At 62.4% G+C, this 16,133-nt stretch carries 17 protein-coding genes; 13 read left to right on the forward strand and 4 right to left on the reverse strand.

The genetic code is table 11. The features are described from left to right. Positions 1-184: 184 nt before the first annotated feature. On the forward strand, positions 185-1,855 hold the full coding sequence (locus tag V1279_RS34730) for a tetratricopeptide repeat protein (RefSeq protein WP_334445283.1): 1,671 nt from the start codon (positions 185-187) through the stop codon (positions 1,853-1,855). Between the two features lie 173 nt (positions 1,856-2,028). Continuing rightward, positions 2,029-2,538, forward strand: coding sequence for a lipocalin-like domain-containing protein (locus V1279_RS34735; protein ID WP_334445285.1), 510 nt, complete (start codon positions 2,029-2,031; stop codon positions 2,536-2,538). Positions 2,539-2,628: 90 nt separating this feature from the next. Here V1279_RS34735 and V1279_RS34740 read toward each other — a convergent pair whose 3' ends face one another. The 4 genes from V1279_RS34740 to V1279_RS34755 form a co-directional block, all read right to left on the reverse strand. Next, on the reverse strand, positions 2,629-3,414 hold the full coding sequence (locus V1279_RS34740; protein ID WP_334445287.1) for a molybdopterin-dependent oxidoreductase: 786 nt from the start codon (positions 3,412-3,414) through the stop codon (positions 2,629-2,631). 18 nt (positions 3,415-3,432) lie between these two features. After that, positions 3,433-4,062 carry a cytochrome b/b6 domain-containing protein gene (locus V1279_RS34745; protein ID WP_334445289.1) on the reverse strand — a complete coding sequence of 210 codons (630 nt, stop codon included), beginning with the start codon at positions 4,060-4,062 and terminating at the stop codon, positions 3,433-3,435. Between the two features lie 178 nt (positions 4,063-4,240). Continuing rightward, entirely contained in the window at positions 4,241-4,795 is a 555-nt protein-coding gene (locus V1279_RS34750; protein ID WP_334445290.1) for a fasciclin domain-containing protein, read from the reverse strand. 289 nt (positions 4,796-5,084) lie between these two features. Further along, positions 5,085-5,846: an SDR family oxidoreductase gene (locus tag V1279_RS34755; protein WP_334445291.1), complete on the reverse strand. Its 762-nt coding sequence runs from the start codon at positions 5,844-5,846 to the stop codon at positions 5,085-5,087. Between the two features lie 89 nt (positions 5,847-5,935). Between V1279_RS34755 and V1279_RS34760 the strand changes: the two genes are divergently transcribed. The 11 genes from V1279_RS34760 (at position 5,936) to V1279_RS34810 (ending at position 16,031) form a co-directional block, all read left to right on the forward strand. Continuing rightward, complete coding sequence (locus V1279_RS34760; protein ID WP_334445292.1) at positions 5,936-7,462, forward strand: malonate--CoA ligase; 1,527 nt, start codon at positions 5,936-5,938, stop codon at positions 7,460-7,462. 220 nt (positions 7,463-7,682) lie between these two features. Next, positions 7,683-8,030 (forward strand): LysR substrate-binding domain-containing protein, encoded by a 348-nt coding sequence (locus V1279_RS34765; protein WP_334446708.1) that lies wholly within the window; start codon positions 7,683-7,685, stop codon positions 8,028-8,030. Then, positions 7,937-8,191, forward strand: a complete 255-nt coding sequence (locus V1279_RS34770) for a hypothetical protein (protein ID WP_334446788.1) — start codon at positions 7,937-7,939, stop codon at positions 8,189-8,191. The genes V1279_RS34765 and V1279_RS34770 overlap by 94 nt, the downstream gene beginning before the upstream one ends. A gap of 212 nt (positions 8,192-8,403) precedes the next feature. After that, complete coding sequence (sdhC, locus tag V1279_RS34775) at positions 8,404-8,802, forward strand: succinate dehydrogenase, cytochrome b556 subunit (protein ID WP_334445293.1); 399 nt, start codon at positions 8,404-8,406, stop codon at positions 8,800-8,802. Positions 8,803-8,816: 14 nt separating this feature from the next. Then, positions 8,817-9,191, forward strand: coding sequence for a succinate dehydrogenase, hydrophobic membrane anchor protein (gene sdhD, locus V1279_RS34780; protein ID WP_334446710.1), 375 nt, complete (start codon positions 8,817-8,819; stop codon positions 9,189-9,191). Positions 9,192-9,194: 3 nt separating this feature from the next. Then, entirely contained in the window at positions 9,195-11,051 is a 1,857-nt protein-coding gene (sdhA, locus tag V1279_RS34785; protein WP_334445294.1) for a succinate dehydrogenase flavoprotein subunit, read from the forward strand. 105 nt (positions 11,052-11,156) lie between these two features. After that, a complete protein-coding gene (locus V1279_RS34790; RefSeq protein ID WP_334445295.1) occupies positions 11,157-11,942 on the forward strand; it encodes a succinate dehydrogenase iron-sulfur subunit in 786 nt (261 codons plus the stop codon). 216 nt (positions 11,943-12,158) lie between these two features. After that, positions 12,159-14,297, forward strand: a complete 2,139-nt coding sequence (locus tag V1279_RS34795; RefSeq protein ID WP_334445296.1) for a hybrid sensor histidine kinase/response regulator — start codon at positions 12,159-12,161, stop codon at positions 14,295-14,297. A gap of 160 nt (positions 14,298-14,457) precedes the next feature. Continuing rightward, positions 14,458-15,285: an FkbM family methyltransferase gene (locus tag V1279_RS34800; protein WP_334446712.1), complete on the forward strand. Its 828-nt coding sequence runs from the start codon at positions 14,458-14,460 to the stop codon at positions 15,283-15,285. Between the two features lie 42 nt (positions 15,286-15,327). Further along, the gene (locus V1279_RS34805; RefSeq protein ID WP_334445297.1) at positions 15,328-15,714 is read left to right on the forward strand and encodes a VOC family protein; all 387 of its coding nucleotides are present in this window, start codon (positions 15,328-15,330) and stop codon (positions 15,712-15,714) included. An 86-nt stretch (positions 15,715-15,800) separates the two neighbouring features. Next, positions 15,801-16,031 (forward strand): hypothetical protein, encoded by a 231-nt coding sequence (locus V1279_RS34810; protein WP_334445298.1) that lies wholly within the window; start codon positions 15,801-15,803, stop codon positions 16,029-16,031. Positions 16,032-16,133 lie beyond the last annotated feature (102 nt).

The following is a 16,133-nucleotide window of genomic DNA, read 5'->3' on the forward strand; positions in this document are numbered from 1 at the left end:
CCCTTGTGCTCGCATAGTTCGGATGCTTCTGGCTCTAAGGTGACGATCGCCTGCGGCAGTTTGCGGCGTAAAGTGACGTTGCCTTGTGGTAAGGTGTCTGCTCGGCACTGCCGCGTAAGCGGCACACCAAGCCAGGCAGCTGACATCCCGAAGCAATCGGCGACGCAAAAAGGGAGAAGCGACCATGCAAACGGGCATGACCTATTTTGATCTCGGGCCGTACAGCCGCAAAGTCACCACTTTGTCGCCTGACACCCAGCTTTGGTTCGACCGGGGCCTCAACTGGCTGTTTGGGTTCAACCATAGCGAAGCGATCAAGTGCTTTCAGAAGGCGCTGAAGCACGACGGCGAATGCGCCATGGCCCACTGGGGCATAAGCTACGCCTCGGGGCCCAACTATAATCTGCCCTGGGTTCGCTATGACCCGCTCGGCCGGCAGATGGCGCTGTCGGCATCCTACGATGCCATGCAGGGAGCGCTCGCGCACGCCGCGAAGGCGAGTCCAGTCGAGCGGGCGATGATCCAGGCCCTTACCGCGCGCTATCCCCAGCGCGAGGCGATCGAGGATATGGCACCCTGGGACAAGGCCTACACCAGGGAAATGCGCAAGGTCTTCGATGCCTTTCCCGACGATCTCGAGGTCCGGGCGGTCTTTGCCGAGTCGCTCATGAACGAGACACCGTGGCAGATGTGGGACCTGCCCTCCGGCAAACCTGCCGAGGGAGCGGGCACCGAGGAATGCAGGGCGCTGCTGGAATACGCTTTAGGCAGAATGCCCACTGCATGGGATCACCCGGGCCTGTTACATCTCTATGTCCACCTGATGGAGATGTCGCCTTTTCCGCAGCGGGCGCTGCGAGCCGGAGATCGGTTACGCGAGATCGTCCCGGACTCCGGTCACCTCATCCACATGCCGACGCATCTCGATGTGCTGTGTGGGCACTACAACGACGTCCTTGTCCATAATCAGAAGGCGCTGGCGACCGACCGCAGGTTCCTCGCCTATTCGGACGATCCGGGTGTCTATCTGGTCTACGTCATCCACGACTTCCACTTCGCGATCTACGGCGCAATGTTCCTTGGCCAGTACACACCCGCAATCGCGGCAGCCGAGGAATTGATCGCCACGATCCCCGAGGCGGTACTGCGTATTGAATCGCCACCGATGGCGGATTTCCTCGAAGGCTACCTGACGATGAAGCAGCACGTCCTCGTGCGCTTCGGCAAATGGCGAGAAATCATCGAACAGGAGTTACCCAGGGATCGGGATCTCTACTGCTCCAATGTCGCCATGATCCATTACGCCAAGGCGGTAGCGCATTCGGCGCTCGGCAATGTCGCCGAAGCTGAGAAGGAGAAGGCATTGTTCATGGCGGCGAAGACCCGGGTGCCCGAGAGCCGCCGCGTACACAACAATCATGTCGTTGGTCTGCTGAGCGTGGCCGAAGCGATGCTGAATGGCGAGTTGGAATATCGAAAGGGCAACCATGACACAGCCTTCGCGCACCTGCGCCGGTCGGTCGAACTCAGCGACGGACTACCCTATGATGAGCCATGGGGATGGATGCAGCCGACCCGCCATGCGCTGGGGGCACTTCTCCTCGAGCAGGGACGGATCGAGGAAGCCGAGGCGGTATACCGCTCTGATCTCGGTCTTGACGGCAAGTTGAGCCGCGCCTGCCAGCATCCCGATAATCTGTGGTCGCTGCACGGTCTGCACGAATGCCTGGTTCGTCGCGGAGAAAAGGTCGAGACGGCCTTGATCAGGCAGCGGCTCGACCTGGCGCAGGCGCGGGCGGAGATTCCGATAAAGGCATCCTGCTTCTGCCGTCGGATGGACATGGCAGCCGCGTAGTCGTTTCGCGCGCCGGTTGGATTTGGCCTTAACCCGAAAATAGCCACCTCACAGCCGCCTTTGACCTCAACGGCCATGCCGGCGCTATCTTACTCGTTTCGCAGGAGCGTGCTAACGTCTAGAGATTGCAGCACTCGACCAAACACTCTTCGTCTTCCCTTTGGGAAAGACCAATGAATTTGCGAGTGATTTTTGTAGCATGCGCTGTCGCGGCTTTTGGATCGTCAACGATGACATTCGACGCGCTCGGGCAGAAACGACCGTTCAAAGAGCAACTGGTTGGCACTTGGACTCTGCTCTCATGGGAGCAGAAGAAGGCTGACGGCACCAAGGTCGAGCGTTACGGGACCAACCCGAAGGGCATCGCCTTCTTTGATGCAGATGGACGATACATTATCACGGTGATGAAGTCCGACCGCGCCAAATATGTGAGCAATACCTTGTGGCAGGGGAGCCCTCAGGAAAATAAAGAGACGGCCGACGGCACGATAACCTATTTTGGAACATATTCGACAAACGAGGTAGATGACAGCATCACAATTCACGTCGAAGGCAGCTCCTTTCCAAACTGGAATGGGTCGGATCAGAAACGCTTCGTCGCGATTGTGGGAGATCAATTGACGCTGACTGTTCGTCCTCCAGGTGGAGAGGTGGTCGACGTGATTTGGAAGCGAGCAAAGTGATCGAGCCCGGCGAGTCCTCTTGCCCAAAGTCGACTCGCAGGTATGTTCGCTTTCGCGCCGGTTTTGGACAACACTCCACAAATGCGCGGGCTAACTCCCGCTAAACGAGTTATACCCCTGGTCTTCCCAGAAGCCGCCCTTGTAGTCGTTGGTGACTTCCATCGACATCACGTATTTCGGATTCTTGAAGCCGAGTTTTGTCGGCACCCTGATCTTCATCGGAAAACCGTAGGCGCGGGGCAAGATCTCGTCGCCGAACTTGAACGTCATCTGGGTCTGCGCATGCAGCGCGCTTTGCATATCCAGCGGCGAATTGTAGCCGTCCTTGTCGGCGCACTGGAACCAGACATATTTCGCGCGCGTATCCGCGCCGACCAGTTTCAGGAAATCCCGCAGCGGCGTACCGGTCCAGCTTCCGATCGCGCTCCAGCCTTCGACGCAGATGTGGCGCGTCACCTGCTTGACCTGCGGCAATTGATAGAGCTCTTCCAGAGTCCAGGACTTCTTGTTCTCGACGAGGCCACGCACCTCGAGTTTCCAGGTCCTGCCGTCGACTTCGGGCGCCTCGTCGAGGTCGTAATAGGCGTTGAACGGGAACGGCTTTGTAATCGCACTTTCCGGGAAGGTCGGCGCCATTGCATTGGGATTGAACATCCACGACTGCACGCCGTCATTGAATTTCGAGACCTGCTTCAGCATCTCTTCGGCCGAAAAGCTGTCGGTCACGTCACATCCGGTCAAAAGTGTCAGCGCGCCGAGACTGGCGCCACCCGAGATGAAACGCCGGCGCGTCAGATCCGGCATGGTCTTGATGACATCCCTGACCAGAAGCGTCTTGTCGACGCCCGGGATCAGAAGCTTGCGCATACGGCCCATGGTTGTTGCTCCCTTGAACTAGCGGCCGATGATCATGGCGCGCAGGCTCTTCGGCACCAGAAGCGCAAGCACAACATGAACCACCATGAAGGCGACAATCGCCGCCATGCAGAAGAAGTGGACGTAACGGGCGCCCTCGTAGCCGCCGAACAACGCCGCGAGGTATTGCAGTTGCACCGGTTTCCAGAGCGCCAGACCTGACAGCACGATGAGGATGCCGACGACAATGATGCCGGCGTAGAGCAGCTTCTGCACGTAGTTGTATCTGGTGAGGTCGCCGTGCGACAGCTTGCCGGTCAGCGCAGCTTTCGTGTCTGAAATCACGCCCTCCGGCGTGATCGGCAGCAGCTTCTTGCGGAAGCGGCCGGTAACAAAGCCCATCACCAGGTAGATCAGGCCGTTGACCATCAACAGCCACATCGCGGCGAAATGCCAGAGCAGCGCCCCGGCGAGCCAACCGCCCAGCGTGATCGAACGGGGGAACGTAAAGCCGAATAGCGGCGAGGCGTTATAGATCTGCCATCCCGACATGATCATCAGGACCATCGCAAAGGCGTTGGTCCAATGCAGCACCCGCACCCAGGCCGGCTGAATGACCTTGGCCTTGGTTGACGCGGCGTGTTCATCGCTGACTGTGAGGGCCGACATAGCTCTTCCCCGCTTGCAATTCGCTATCAATTATACGCCCGGGACCGGGTTTTCGTTACTGCCGTGACGCTATCAGATCGATGCCTGGCGCGTATCGAATTCACAAAAAAGCGAGCCGGGTTGCCCCGGCCCGCCAATCCACACGCCCTGTTGGGACCAGTCAGGGGCGCGCGGGAGCTCAGGACGCCGGCATCAGCACGGTGTCGACCACATGGATCACGCCGTTGGACTGATTGACGTTCGAGATCGTGACCATCGAGGTTCCGCCCTTGGCGTCGACGATCCAGGTCTTGCCGTCCTGGAGCTTGACCGACAGTTGCTCGCCTTCGGCGGTCTTGAGCTTCATGCCGTCCTTCAGGTCGGACGCGGCGAGCTTGCCGGGCACGACATGGTAGGTGAGGATCTTGGTCAGCGTCGCCTTGTTCTCAGGCTTCACCAGCGTCTCGACCGTGCCGGCCGGCAGCTTGCCGAAGGCGGTGTTGGTCGGCGCGAACACCGTGAACGGGCCCTTGCTTTCGAGGGTTGCGACCAGGCCGGCAGCCTTCACCGCGGCAACCAGCGTGGTGTGGTCCTTCGAGTTGACGGCGTTCTGGACGATGTTCTTGGAGGGGAACATCGCCGCGCCCCCGACCATCACGGTCTTTTCCTCCGCGCTGGCGGGCGCGGTGATGGTGGCGGTGAAAGCCAGAGCGCTGAACACGGCGGCGGACAGAAGTGCAATACGTTTGGACATGGAATCTTCTCCCGAGGATTGCGATGGCCGGCGGGGCATCCGCCGGTGGTGGAAACAACGACGCTGGTCATTGACCGGTTGATTTCGTCGTCGTTGGGCCGAGCTACGGGAGGTTTTAGGTGCGGTTTCGGCGAATAAATTATCGTGATGGCTGAAACTTTTGCGGACGCGGATCGTGCGGTGGCGGCGCGCAGAGCCGTAGCCCGGATGGAGCGCAGCGCAATCCGGGATTCTTCTGAGCCGAGAGATATCCCGGGTTACGCTGCGCTCCACCCGAGCTACGGGGAGTTCAATCCCGGCTGTGCGGCGTCTGGATGAATCCGCGATTATGCGTCGGGCTGATCAGGATCTCGTTCATGCACACGCGAGGCGGCATGCTGGCGACGAAGGCGATGGTGCGGCCGCAATCTTCCGGCTGCAGCATTTTCGCCTGCTCCTCCTCCGACGGCACCACGGGGCGCGATTTGAGGATCGGGGTCGCGACCTCGCCGGGCGACAGGCAGCAGGCGCGCAGGCCGTTGACGCATTCGTCCATGTTGAAGGAATGGGTCAGCGCCAGCACGGCGTGTTTTGTGGTGGTGTAGGCCGGGCCCGGCATTTTCGAGACGTGACGGCCGGCCCAGGACGCGACGTTGATAATGCAGCCGTCCTGCTGCTTTCGCATCGCCGGCAGCACCGCGCGCATGCAGTAGAGCACGCCGTTCAGGTTAATCTCGACGACCTTGTCCCAACCCTCCAGTTCCATGTCGGCCCAGCTTCGCTTCGGGACGTTGATGCCGGCGCTGTTGACGAGAAGATCAATCCGGCCGTGTTTGGCGAGAATCTGGTCGGCCGCCTTGTCCACGTCGGCCTTGTTGCTGACATCGAGCGCGATCGCCTCGGCCTTGCCGCCCTTTTTGGCGATATCCGCCACGACCTTGTCGAGGGCGTCTTTCCGCCGTCCCGAAACCACCACGGTCCAGCCATCCGCCGCCAGGAATTCCGCTCCTGACGCGCCGATTCCGCTGCCACCGCCCGTCACCCAGGCCACGCGTTTCCCGCTATTTGTCATGCAAACTGTCTCCGTTGCTTTATGAAGGGCGTTCTTGCTATTCCAGCCCGCGAAATTCCGCTGGCTTTCCGCCCCTCAGGGAATGTTGCATGAACACCGCCGCCAACGCCAACCTGTTTTCCCGCCTGTTCGATACGCTCGACGATCCGAACCGGCTCGCGATCGAAATGCTTGACGGCACGCGCATCAGCTATGGCGATCTGATCGCCCGTGCCGGCCAGATGGCGAATGTGCTGGTTGCGCGCGGCGTCAAGCCCGGTGACCGCGTGGCAGCCCAGACCGAGAAATCGGTGCCGGCGCTGGTGCTCTATCTCGCGACCGTGCGCGCGGGCGGCGTCTATCTGCCGCTCAACACCGCTTACACGCTCAACGAACTCGACTACTTCATCTCCGACGCCGAGCCGTCGCTGGTCGTGTGCGACCCCTCGAAAGCGGAAGGCATCGGCGCGATCGCCGCGAAAGTAAGGGCAAAAGTCGAAACGCTTGGGCCCGACGGCAAGGGATCGCTGACGGAGGCCGCCGCCAAGGCCGAAGCGGCGTTTGCGACCGTCGCGCGCGCCAATGACGACCTCGCTGCCATCCTCTACACCTCCGGCACGACAGGCCGTTCCAAGGGCGCGATGCTGACGCACGACAATCTGGCGTCGAACTCCTACAGCCTGGTCGACTACTGGCGCTTCACGGACAAGGACGTGCTGATCCACGCGCTGCCGATCTATCACACCCACGGCCTGTTCGTGGCGAGCAACGTCACGCTGTTCGCCCGCGCCTCGATGATCTTCCTGCCGAAATTCGACCCCGAAATGATCATCAAGCTGATGGCGCGCGCAACCGTCCTGATGGGCGTGCCGACCTTCTACACGCGGCTGTTGCAGAGCCCGGCGCTTTCGAAGGAATCGACCAAACATATGCGGCTGTTCATTTCTGGCTCGGCGCCGCTGCTCGCCGATACCCATCGCGAATGGGCCGCGCGCACCGGCCACGCCGTGCTGGAGCGCTACGGCATGACCGAAACCAACATGAACACCTCCAACCCCTATGACGGCGAGCGCGTGCCCGGCGCGGTCGGCCATCCCCTGCCCGGCGTCTCTGTGCGCGTCACCGACCCTGAAACGGCGAAGGAACTCGCGCGCAACGAGATCGGCATGATCGAGGTGAAGGGCCCGAACGTATTCAAGGGCTACTGGCGGATGCCGGAGAAAACAAAAGCCGAATTCCGCGACGACGGCTTCTTCATCACCGGCGATCTCGGCAAGATCGATCCCAAGGGCTATGTGCACATCCTCGGCCGCGGCAAGGACCTCGTGATCTCGGGCGGTTTCAACGTCTACCCGAAGGAAATCGAGAGCGAGATCGACGCCATGCCGGGCGTGATCGAATCCGCCGTGATCGGCGTGCCGCATGCCGACTTCGGCGAAGGCGTTACCGCCGTGGTGGTCTGCAACAAGGGCGCCGACGTCACCGAAGCGGGCGTGCTGAACGCGCTCGACGGACGACTTGCCAAATTCAAGATGCCCAAGCGCGTGTTCGTCGTCGATGAACTGCCGCGCAATGCCATGGGCAAGGTGCAGAAGAATATTTTGCGGGATACGTACGCGAAAATTTACGCGAAGTAACTCGATGTCGTAGCCCGGATGGAGCGAAGCGCAATCCGGGGTTCTCGCAAATGGACAGATCGTTCCCGGATTTCGCTTCGCTCCATCCGGGCTACGCGCTTACGAGCGCGCGAAGGCGATCCTCGGCGAGGTGAAGGAGATAGAGGCGGCGTTGTCGCGCGACCGTCACCAGCCGTCGGGGCGGATCCGGGTCAGTTCGTCAAGTTTGATAGGCCGGCTTGTGATCGCGCCCCTGCTCGCGGAATTCTTGCGCCGCTATCCGGCGCTGTCGGTCGATCTTCTGCTGGTCGACCGCGCCGTCGACATGGTCGAGGAAGACATCCATCTCGTCATTCGCGGCGGCCGCCTGCACGATTCGCAACTGGTCGTGCGCAAGCTTGCGGATTTGCGGATGATTGTCTGCGCGTCGCCCGCCTATCTCGCGGCGCGCGGCGTGCCGCAGACGCCGAGCGATCGCGCGCATCATGACTGCCTGTGTTCTCGGACGCGCCCGGCAGCGCCGAATGGCGCTTCGCCGACGGCAGCAAAGCGGGCCGCAAAATCCGCATATCCGGTCGGCTCTGGATGAATAGCCTCGACGGGCTCGCCGCCGCCGCGAAGGAAGGCGCCGGCATCGTGCGCGTGCCGTCGCGGCTGGCTTCGCCGAAGATCACGGCCTTCGTGGACTATCTCGTCGAGCGCTGGCGCGGCATCGTTCCGTTTGGCGCACAGCCCTGCGCTGGCAGATAAACAGAATCAATATTCAATTCTTAAACCGTGCCAAATGGCCGTGGTATACCAAGCCGCTGATGAACCGCGTTTCATAGCCTCCTAGCAATGAACGATGGTTCGATTTCGAGCGATTTGATCGTTGCGCGGACTGGTGCGACTACGTAAATAGAATTTATCTACCGCGCTCCCCGATGGGCCGGCTGCGGTTCCACACAACATAAAGCCGCCGAATGACCGCCAGGATCGAACGACCGCTATCGCCACATTTGCAGACCTATCGCGTCACCCTGACGATGGCGCTCTCCATCATCCACCGCATCACGGGAATGGCGCTCTATTTCGGCACGTTGCTGCTCGCCTGGTGGCTGATTGCCGCGGCGTCCGGCCCCGGGGCCTACGCCAATGTCCAGGCCTTCACCGGCAGCATCATCGGCAAGCTGATCGTGTTCGGCTACACGTGGGCGCTGCTGCATCATCTGTGCAGCGGTATCCGCTACTTCTTCTGGGACCTCGGCTACGGCTTCAAGGCCAATGAGCGCGAGGCGCTGACCTGGGGGGCGCTGATCGCGGGCATTTCGCTGACCGTCCTGGTCTGGATCATCGCCTACACGGTCGGAGGCGGACGATGAGCGGCCCTCGCTCGATGCGCACGCCGCTCGGCCGCGTCCGCAATCTCGGTTCCTCGCATTCCGGCACCACCGATTTCTGGCGCCAGCGTCTCACGGCGGTGGCGATGGCGCTGCTGATCGTGCCTGTTATCGTGATCGTCCTGATGCTGATCGGCCGCAATCAGGCCGGTGCCGCCCAAATCCTCGGCTCGCTTCCGATCGCGATCATCCTGGTCCTCTTCATCATCGCCAGCACCTGGCACATGCGGATCGGCATGCAGATCGTGATCGAGGACTATGTGCACAACGAGAAGCTGAAGCTCGCCGGCGTGATGGCCAATAATTTCTTCTGTATCGCGGTGGCCCTGGCCTCGATTTACGCGATCCTCAAATTGTCATCGGGAGTTTAACCCATGGCTGCTCAAAGGACGGCGGCTCAAGGTAACGGCAAGACCACCAACGGCAGTGGTCCGGCCACCAACGGAAAAGCCTATCCGATCGAGGACCACACCTACGACGTCGTGGTGGTCGGCGCCGGCGGCGCCGGCTTGCGCGCCGTGGTCGGCTGCAGCGAGGCCGGCCTGCGCACCGCCTGCATCACCAAAGTGTTCCCGACCCGCTCGCATACAGTTGCGGCACAAGGCGGCATTTCGGCTTCGCTCGGCAACATGCATCCGGACGACTGGCGCTGGCACATGTACGACACCGTCAAGGGGTCGGACTGGCTCGGCGACCAGGACGCGATCGAATACATGGTGCGCAACGCGCCGGAAGCCGTCTACGAACTCGAGCACTGGGGCGTGCCGTTCTCGCGCACCGAGGACGGCAAGATCTACCAGCGCCCGTTCGGCGGCATGACCATGGACTACGGCAAGGGCCAGGCGCAGCGCACCTGCGCCGCCGCCGACCGCACCGGCCACGCCATGCTGCACACGATGTACGGCCAGGCGTTGCGCCACTCGGCCGAATTCTACATCGAGTTCTTCGCCATCGACCTGATCATGGACGACCAGGGCGTCTGCCGCGGCGTCATCGCGCTCAAGCTCGACGACGGCACGCTGCATCGTTTCCGCGCCCAGACCACGATCCTGGCGACCGGCGGCTACGGCCGCGCCTACGCTTCCTGCACCTCGGCGCATACCTGCACCGGCGACGGCGGCGGCATGGCGCTGCGCGCCGGCCTGCCGCTGCAGGATATGGAGTTCGTCCAGTTCCATCCGACCGGCATTTACGGCGCCGGCTGCCTTGTCACCGAAGGTGCGCGTGGCGAAGGCGGCTATCTCGTCAATTCCGAAGGCGAGCGCTTCATGGAGCGCTACGCGCCCTCAGCCAAGGACCTCGCCTCGCGCGACGTGGTCTCGCGCTCGATGACGATCGAGATCCGCGAAGGCCGCGGTGTGGGCAAGAAGAAAGACCACATCTACCTGCACCTCGATCATCTCGATCCGAACGTGCTACAGGAGCGCCTGCCCGGCATTTCCGAATCGGCCAAGATCTTCGCCAATGTCGACGTTACCCGCGAGCCGATCCCGATCGTGCCGACGGTGCACTACAACATGGGCGGCATTCCCACCAATTATCACGCCGAGGTGCTGACCAAGAAGAACGGCGACGACAATGCCGTGGTGCCCGGCCTGATGGCGATCGGCGAAGCGGCCTGCGTCTCCGTGCACGGCGCCAACCGGCTCGGCTCCAATTCGCTGATCGACCTCGTCGTGTTCGGCCGTGCGGCTGCGCTGCGGCTTGCGGAAAAGCTGACGCCGAACGGCAAGCAGCCGGAACTGCCGAAGGATTCGTCCGATCTGGCGCTCGGCCGGCTCGACCACTACCGCTACGCCTCCGGCGGCACGCCGACCGCGAAGCTGCGCGACAGCATGCAGCACGTCATGCAGAGCAATTGCGCGGTGTTCCGCACCGGCGAGATCCTGCACGAAGGCCAGAACCTGATCCACAAGGTGCATGGCGGCATCGGCGACATCGCGACCACCGACCGCTCGCTGGTCTGGAACTCCGACCTGATCGAGACGCTCGAATTCGACAATCTGATCGTGCAGGCGGTCGTCACCATGGATTCGGCGGCCAACCGCACCGAAAGCCGCGGTGCGCATGCGCGCGAGGACTTTTCCGAGCGCGACGACAAGAACTGGATGAAGCATACGCTGGCGTGGATCAGTGAACGTGGCAACACCACGATCGATTACCGCCCGGTGCACGACTACACGATGACGAACGACGTTCAGTACATCCCGCCGAAGGCGCGGGTTTATTGATCGCACTGGTCATGCGCGGACTTGATCCGCGCATCCATCTTCGAGAGAGGATGGATTGCCGGGTCAGGCCCGGCAATGACGAGGAGAACCGTAGAGGCAGGACATATGGCTGAATTCGCGCTTCCGAAAAATTCGAAGATCATCGGCGGCAAGGCCTGGCCGAAACCGGCGGGCGCGACCGAAACGCGCGAGTTCAGGGTGTATCGCTGGAACCCGGACGACGGCAAGAACCCGAGCGTCGACACCTATCACGTCGACATCAATGATTGCGGGCCGATGGTGCTGGACGGACTGATCTGGATCAAGAACTACATCGATCCGACGCTGACCTTCCGCCGCTCCTGCCGCGAAGGCGTTTGCGGCTCCTGCGCCATGAACATCGACGGCCAGAACACGCTGGCCTGCACCAAATCGATGCACGATGTGGCCGCGGGCGGCGCCGTCAAGGTCAATCCGCTGCCGCACCAGCCGGTCGTGAAGGACCTGGTGCCGGATCTCACCAATTTCTACGCGCAATACGCTTCCATCGAGCCGTGGCTGAAGACCACCACGCCGACGCCGCAGAAGGAATGGAAGCAGAGCCACGAGGACCGCGAAAAGCTCGATGGCCTCTACGAGTGCATCCTCTGCGCCTGCTGCTCGACCTCCTGCCCGAGCTATTGGTGGAACAGCGACCGCTTCTTAGGCCCTGCCGCGCTGTTGCAGGCGACGCGCTGGGTGAAGGATTCCCGTGACGAAGCCACCGGCGAGCGGCTCGACAACCTCGAAGACCCGTTCCGCCTCTACCGCTGCCACACCATCATGAATTGCGCCAAGGCCTGCCCGAAGGGCCTCAACCCGTCGGAGGCCATCGCCGAGCTCAAGCTGAAGATGGTCGAGCGGCAGATCTAGGCGGCTGGCGTCGTCCCGTAGCCCGGATGGAGCGAAGCGCAATCCGGGACAGGTTTATCCAGCGGCGAGAACCCCGGATTACGCTGCGCTCCATCCGGGCTACGGGAGCGCAAGCGGCCGGATTTGAATCGATTGTTATCAATCCCGGTTCCATTGCCGCTCAACTTTGTTCTCAACGAAATCTTGCGTTAAGCTTGGCGCGGAGTCGGAGCGCCCGTGCAGACCCCGCAACGTAATTCGCTGAGACTGCTGCAATGGATGATGGTCGCTTCGCTGGCCCTTCCGTTGGCGCTGTTTGTATTTGCATCCGCCGTCTCCTGGGTCTCGATCCGCGAAACCGCCGACCGCGAAATCGAGCGCGCGCTGGATATCGCGCACGAGCATGGGCTGAAAGTCTTCGAGACCATCGACCGCAGCCTGTCGGAGGTCGCCGAGATCATCCGCGGCACTCCCGATGCTGATATCATTGCCCGCGAACAAACGCTGCATTTGCGGCTGAAGCAACTGGTCGCGTCGCTGCCGCAGGTGAAGTCGGTCTGGATCTTCGACGCCAAGGGCCACGCGCTCGTCAACAGCCTCGTCGTCCCGGCGCCGGAGATCGATTTTTCCGACCGGGACTATTTCAGGGCCCACGCGGCCGGCGATATCGGAACCTATATCGGTGAAGCGCTGAAGCCGCGACCGCCCTATCAGGGTGCCGCGTTCTTCGGCGTCAGCAGACGGCGCCCGAGCGAGGACGGCAGCTTCGCCGGCGTGCTGCAGGCTTCCGTGTTCCCGGAATATTTCGAGAATTACTACGCCCGGATCGGCCGCGAGCCCGGCAGCTACTTCGCGCTCGGCCGGACGGACGGCACCGTGCTGGCGCGCTTCCCCACGATCGATCGTGACATCCGCCTCGACCGCAACGGGCCGATCGGACAATTGATCGCGGCCAATCCCAAGGCCGGCCTCATCACCGTGACGTCTCCGACCGACGGCATCGAACGCCGTCTCGGCTACCGGCGGCTCGCGGAATACCCGATCTATGTCGGCGCCGGCCTCGAGACCTCGGCGATACGCGCGCGCTGGCTCTCCACCGTGAGCCAGCATTTGGTCTTCGGCGCGCCGGCCACCGCGCTGCTGTTTGCCCTGTTGGGGCTGGCCTTGCGCCGGACGCGGCATCTTTATTTGGAGGCCGACAAGCGGCAGGTGGCCGAGGAAGCGCTGAAGCACGGCCAGCGGCTGGAGGCGCTGGGCCAGCTCACCGGCGGTGTCGCGCACGACTTCAACAATCTGCTCACGGTGATCCGCGCTTCCGCGGACCTGTTGCGGCGGCCCGACCTGCCGGAGCCGCGGCGGCTGCGCTATATCGAGGCGATCTCGGATACGGTGACCCGCGCCGCCAAGCTGACCGGGCAGTTGCTGGCCTTCGCGCGGCGGCAGACGTTGAAGCCGGAGGTGTTCGAGGTCGGGCGAAGCGTGCAGACGCTGGCCGAAATGATCGGCACCCTGATCGGTTCGCGCATCGAGATCGTCATCCTCGGTCCGGACGAGCCGTGCTTCGTCAACGCCGACGCCGGCCAGTTCGAAACGGCGATCATCAACATGGCCGTGAACGCGCGGGATGCCATGGAGGGCCGTGGACGGCTGACGATTGCAGTGGGAATGGCGGCCAGTCTGCCCAACGCCGCGCCCTTGTCGCGAAATCCATATGGCTATGTTGCCGTATCCGTCGCCGACACCGGCAGCGGCATTCCGCCGGATCAGTTCGAACGTATCTTCGAGCCGTTCTTTACGACCAAGCAGGCCGGCCATGGCACCGGGCTCGGCCTGTCGCAGGTGTTCGGTTTCGCCAAGCAATCCGGCGGCGAGGTAGCAGTTGCCAGCGAAGTCGGCAAAGGCAGCATTTTCACGCTGTATCTGCCGCGCACCGCCGGCAGCGGGAAATCGCGACTGATGCCGGCGGAAGATGTGCGGGCGCTCGACGGACGGGGGATGTCGGTGCTGGTGGTCGAAGACAACGCCGAGGTCGGGCAATTTGCCACCGACGCACTGGCCGATCTCGGCTACACCACCCGCCTGGTCGGCAGCGCCGCGCATGCGCTCGAAGAGCTGGCCGCCGGCGCCGATCGTTTCGATGTCGTGTTCACCGACGTGGTGATGCCGGGCATGACCGGCATCGAACTCGCCCAGGAAATCCGCCGTCGGCACGCCGACCTGCCGGTCGTGCTGACCAGCGGTTACAGTCACGTGCTGTCGGAGCACGGCAGCTACGGTTTCGAGCTGCTGCAAAAGCCCTATTCCGTCGAGCAGCTTTCCCGCGTGCTGCACCGGACAGGCCGGCAGAAGGTGAAGCGCACCAACGAAGTGATTTGAACCGCCACTTCCCCGTCCTTGCAATGACGCGAATAGGCCGTGGCGTACTGATACTCCGCCTTTGCAAGGGCATAGCGACCGGCCGAATACCACCACAATCGAACCTGTTTCACGGCCGCAAAACCGGCTATGCATGCGCCGCTTCATCGAGGACACAGGTTTGACGCCCGACAACGATCCTTCGCCCGCGCCGTTCGGCGCATTCGCCCCGAATGCCGCACAGGCCGCGATCATTTCGCTGGCCCACCGCACGCGGCTGAAGCGCGGCGCGTTTCGACCGATGCTATCGCGGCTGGTGAATCTGCTGCGCGCAGGTCCGGTCGACGTACCATATCAGGGCGCCTCGTTCCGCTTCTACCATCAGGCCAGCGCCACCGAGCGGGGCGCGCTGTTCAACCCCGCCTACAACATCGAGGAGCTGGATTTCTTGCGTGCGCATGTGCCCGCCGGCGGCGTCTTCGTCGATGTCGGCGCCAATGTCGGCACCTATGCGCTGGCGCTGGCGCGTCATGTCGGCGCCGGCGGCAAGGTGATTGCAATCGAGCCGCATCCGGTCACCCATGCGCGACTCGCCTTCAACAACACAGCCTCCGGCACCACCCAGGTGAGACTGGTCGCGGCCGCCGCCGGTCCTGACGATGGCGAATTGCTGATCGAAACCGACGGCGACAATCTCGGCGCCAGCCACATCGTGTCGGGCGAGGCGTCCGGCAAGGCGATCAAGGTGCCGTCGCTGCGGCTGCAGCGCATCCTCGAGGAAGCCGGTGTCTCGCGTGTCGACGCGCTCAAGATCGACGTCGAAGGTTTTGAGGATCGCGTGCTGACCGGTTTCTTCGCCGACGCACCGCAGGCATTGTGGCCCCGCGCGATCGTGATCGAGCATCTGTCGAAGGACGAGTGGCTGGCAGACTGCATCGCCGATATGCGCGCGCGGGGCTATATCGAGACGGGCAAGACCCGCAGCAACACGCTGCTGGCGCGAGGCTGAATTTCCTTTGCCCGGCCATTCCTCAAACCGCAGGAGAGCTTGATGATCGACCACGTTGGATTTCCGGTTTCGGATTACGATCGTTCCAAGGCCTTCTATCTGAAGGCATTGGCGCCGCTCGACTACACCCTCGTGATGGAAGTCACGCAGGAGCAACACGGCCACGATCCCGCCGCAGGGTTCGGCGCCAATGGAAAGCCGGATTTCTGGATCGGCGGCGAAGGCGGGTTGGACAAGCCGTTGCATGTCGCGATCGTGGCGAAGGACCGTGCCACGGTGGACGCTTTCTACAAGGCAGCCATGGCCGCCGGCGGGCGCGACAACGGCGCCCCGGGAATTCGAGCGCACTATCATCCGAGCTATTATGGCGCGTTCGTGCTCGACCCCGACGGCCACAACATCGAAGCCGTCTGCCACGCGCCAGCCTAGCTAGCCGGTTCCATTGGCGAGACGCGCGGGAACTTTGCGGCGGCCTCGCCGTTGCTGTTCTTGGAGTTGAAGCTTCAGGAGGCGTGATGCCGATCGAACCGCCGGAGATACCGCCGGCGACACCGGGACAACCGACCGAGCCGCCGCGCGAGAGCCCTCCGGGCAGTCCTCGTCCGGAGGTACCACCGCCACTCCATGAACCCGGTCAACCACCGCAACCGCAGGAGTTGCCGGGCAAGATGCCGGATGAGTTGCCGATACGCGGGCCGAACGGCCCCCACACCCCCAATCCAGCCACCGATCCGGGGGCCGGATGAATTGCCTCGCCTGAACGCACAATGAATAATGCTGCATGCAACCCATTGTGCTTATGAAATAAAAAGCATCCGACCATTTGTAGGCCGCCACAATCCGGCCTA

The organism is Bradyrhizobium sp. AZCC 1610, assembly GCF_036924515.1.
Lineage (GTDB): Bacteria > Pseudomonadota > Alphaproteobacteria > Rhizobiales > Xanthobacteraceae > Bradyrhizobium.

Bases quoted from the DNA above. Each gene is read 5' to 3' on its own strand.
- V1279_RS34750 (WP_334445290.1), bottom strand. From the start codon at position 4,795: ATGTCCAAACGTATTGCACTTCTGTCCGCCGCCGTGTTCAGCGCTCTG.
- V1279_RS34745 (WP_334445289.1), bottom strand. From the start codon at position 4,062: ATGTCGGCCCTCACAGTCAGCGATGAACACGCCGCGTCAACCAAGGCC.
- V1279_RS34790 (WP_334445295.1), top strand. From the start codon at position 11,157: ATGGCTGAATTCGCGCTTCCGAAAAATTCGAAGATCATCGGCGGCAAG.
- sdhC (WP_334445293.1), top strand. From the start codon at position 8,404: ATGACCGCCAGGATCGAACGACCGCTATCGCCACATTTGCAGACCTAT.
- sdhD (WP_334446710.1), top strand. From the start codon at position 8,817: ATGCGCACGCCGCTCGGCCGCGTCCGCAATCTCGGTTCCTCGCATTCC.
- V1279_RS34735 (WP_334445285.1), top strand. From the start codon at position 2,029: ATGAATTTGCGAGTGATTTTTGTAGCATGCGCTGTCGCGGCTTTTGGA.
- V1279_RS34760 (WP_334445292.1), top strand. From the start codon at position 5,936: ATGAACACCGCCGCCAACGCCAACCTGTTTTCCCGCCTGTTCGATACG.
- sdhA (WP_334445294.1), top strand. From the start codon at position 9,195: ATGGCTGCTCAAAGGACGGCGGCTCAAGGTAACGGCAAGACCACCAAC.
- V1279_RS34730 (WP_334445283.1), top strand. From the start codon at position 185: ATGCAAACGGGCATGACCTATTTTGATCTCGGGCCGTACAGCCGCAAA.
- V1279_RS34740 (WP_334445287.1), bottom strand. From the start codon at position 3,414: ATGGGCCGTATGCGCAAGCTTCTGATCCCGGGCGTCGACAAGACGCTT.
- V1279_RS34755 (WP_334445291.1), bottom strand. From the start codon at position 5,846: ATGACAAATAGCGGGAAACGCGTGGCCTGGGTGACGGGCGGTGGCAGC.
- V1279_RS34810 (WP_334445298.1), top strand. From the start codon at position 15,801: ATGCCGATCGAACCGCCGGAGATACCGCCGGCGACACCGGGACAACCG.
- V1279_RS34805 (WP_334445297.1), top strand. From the start codon at position 15,328: ATGATCGACCACGTTGGATTTCCGGTTTCGGATTACGATCGTTCCAAG.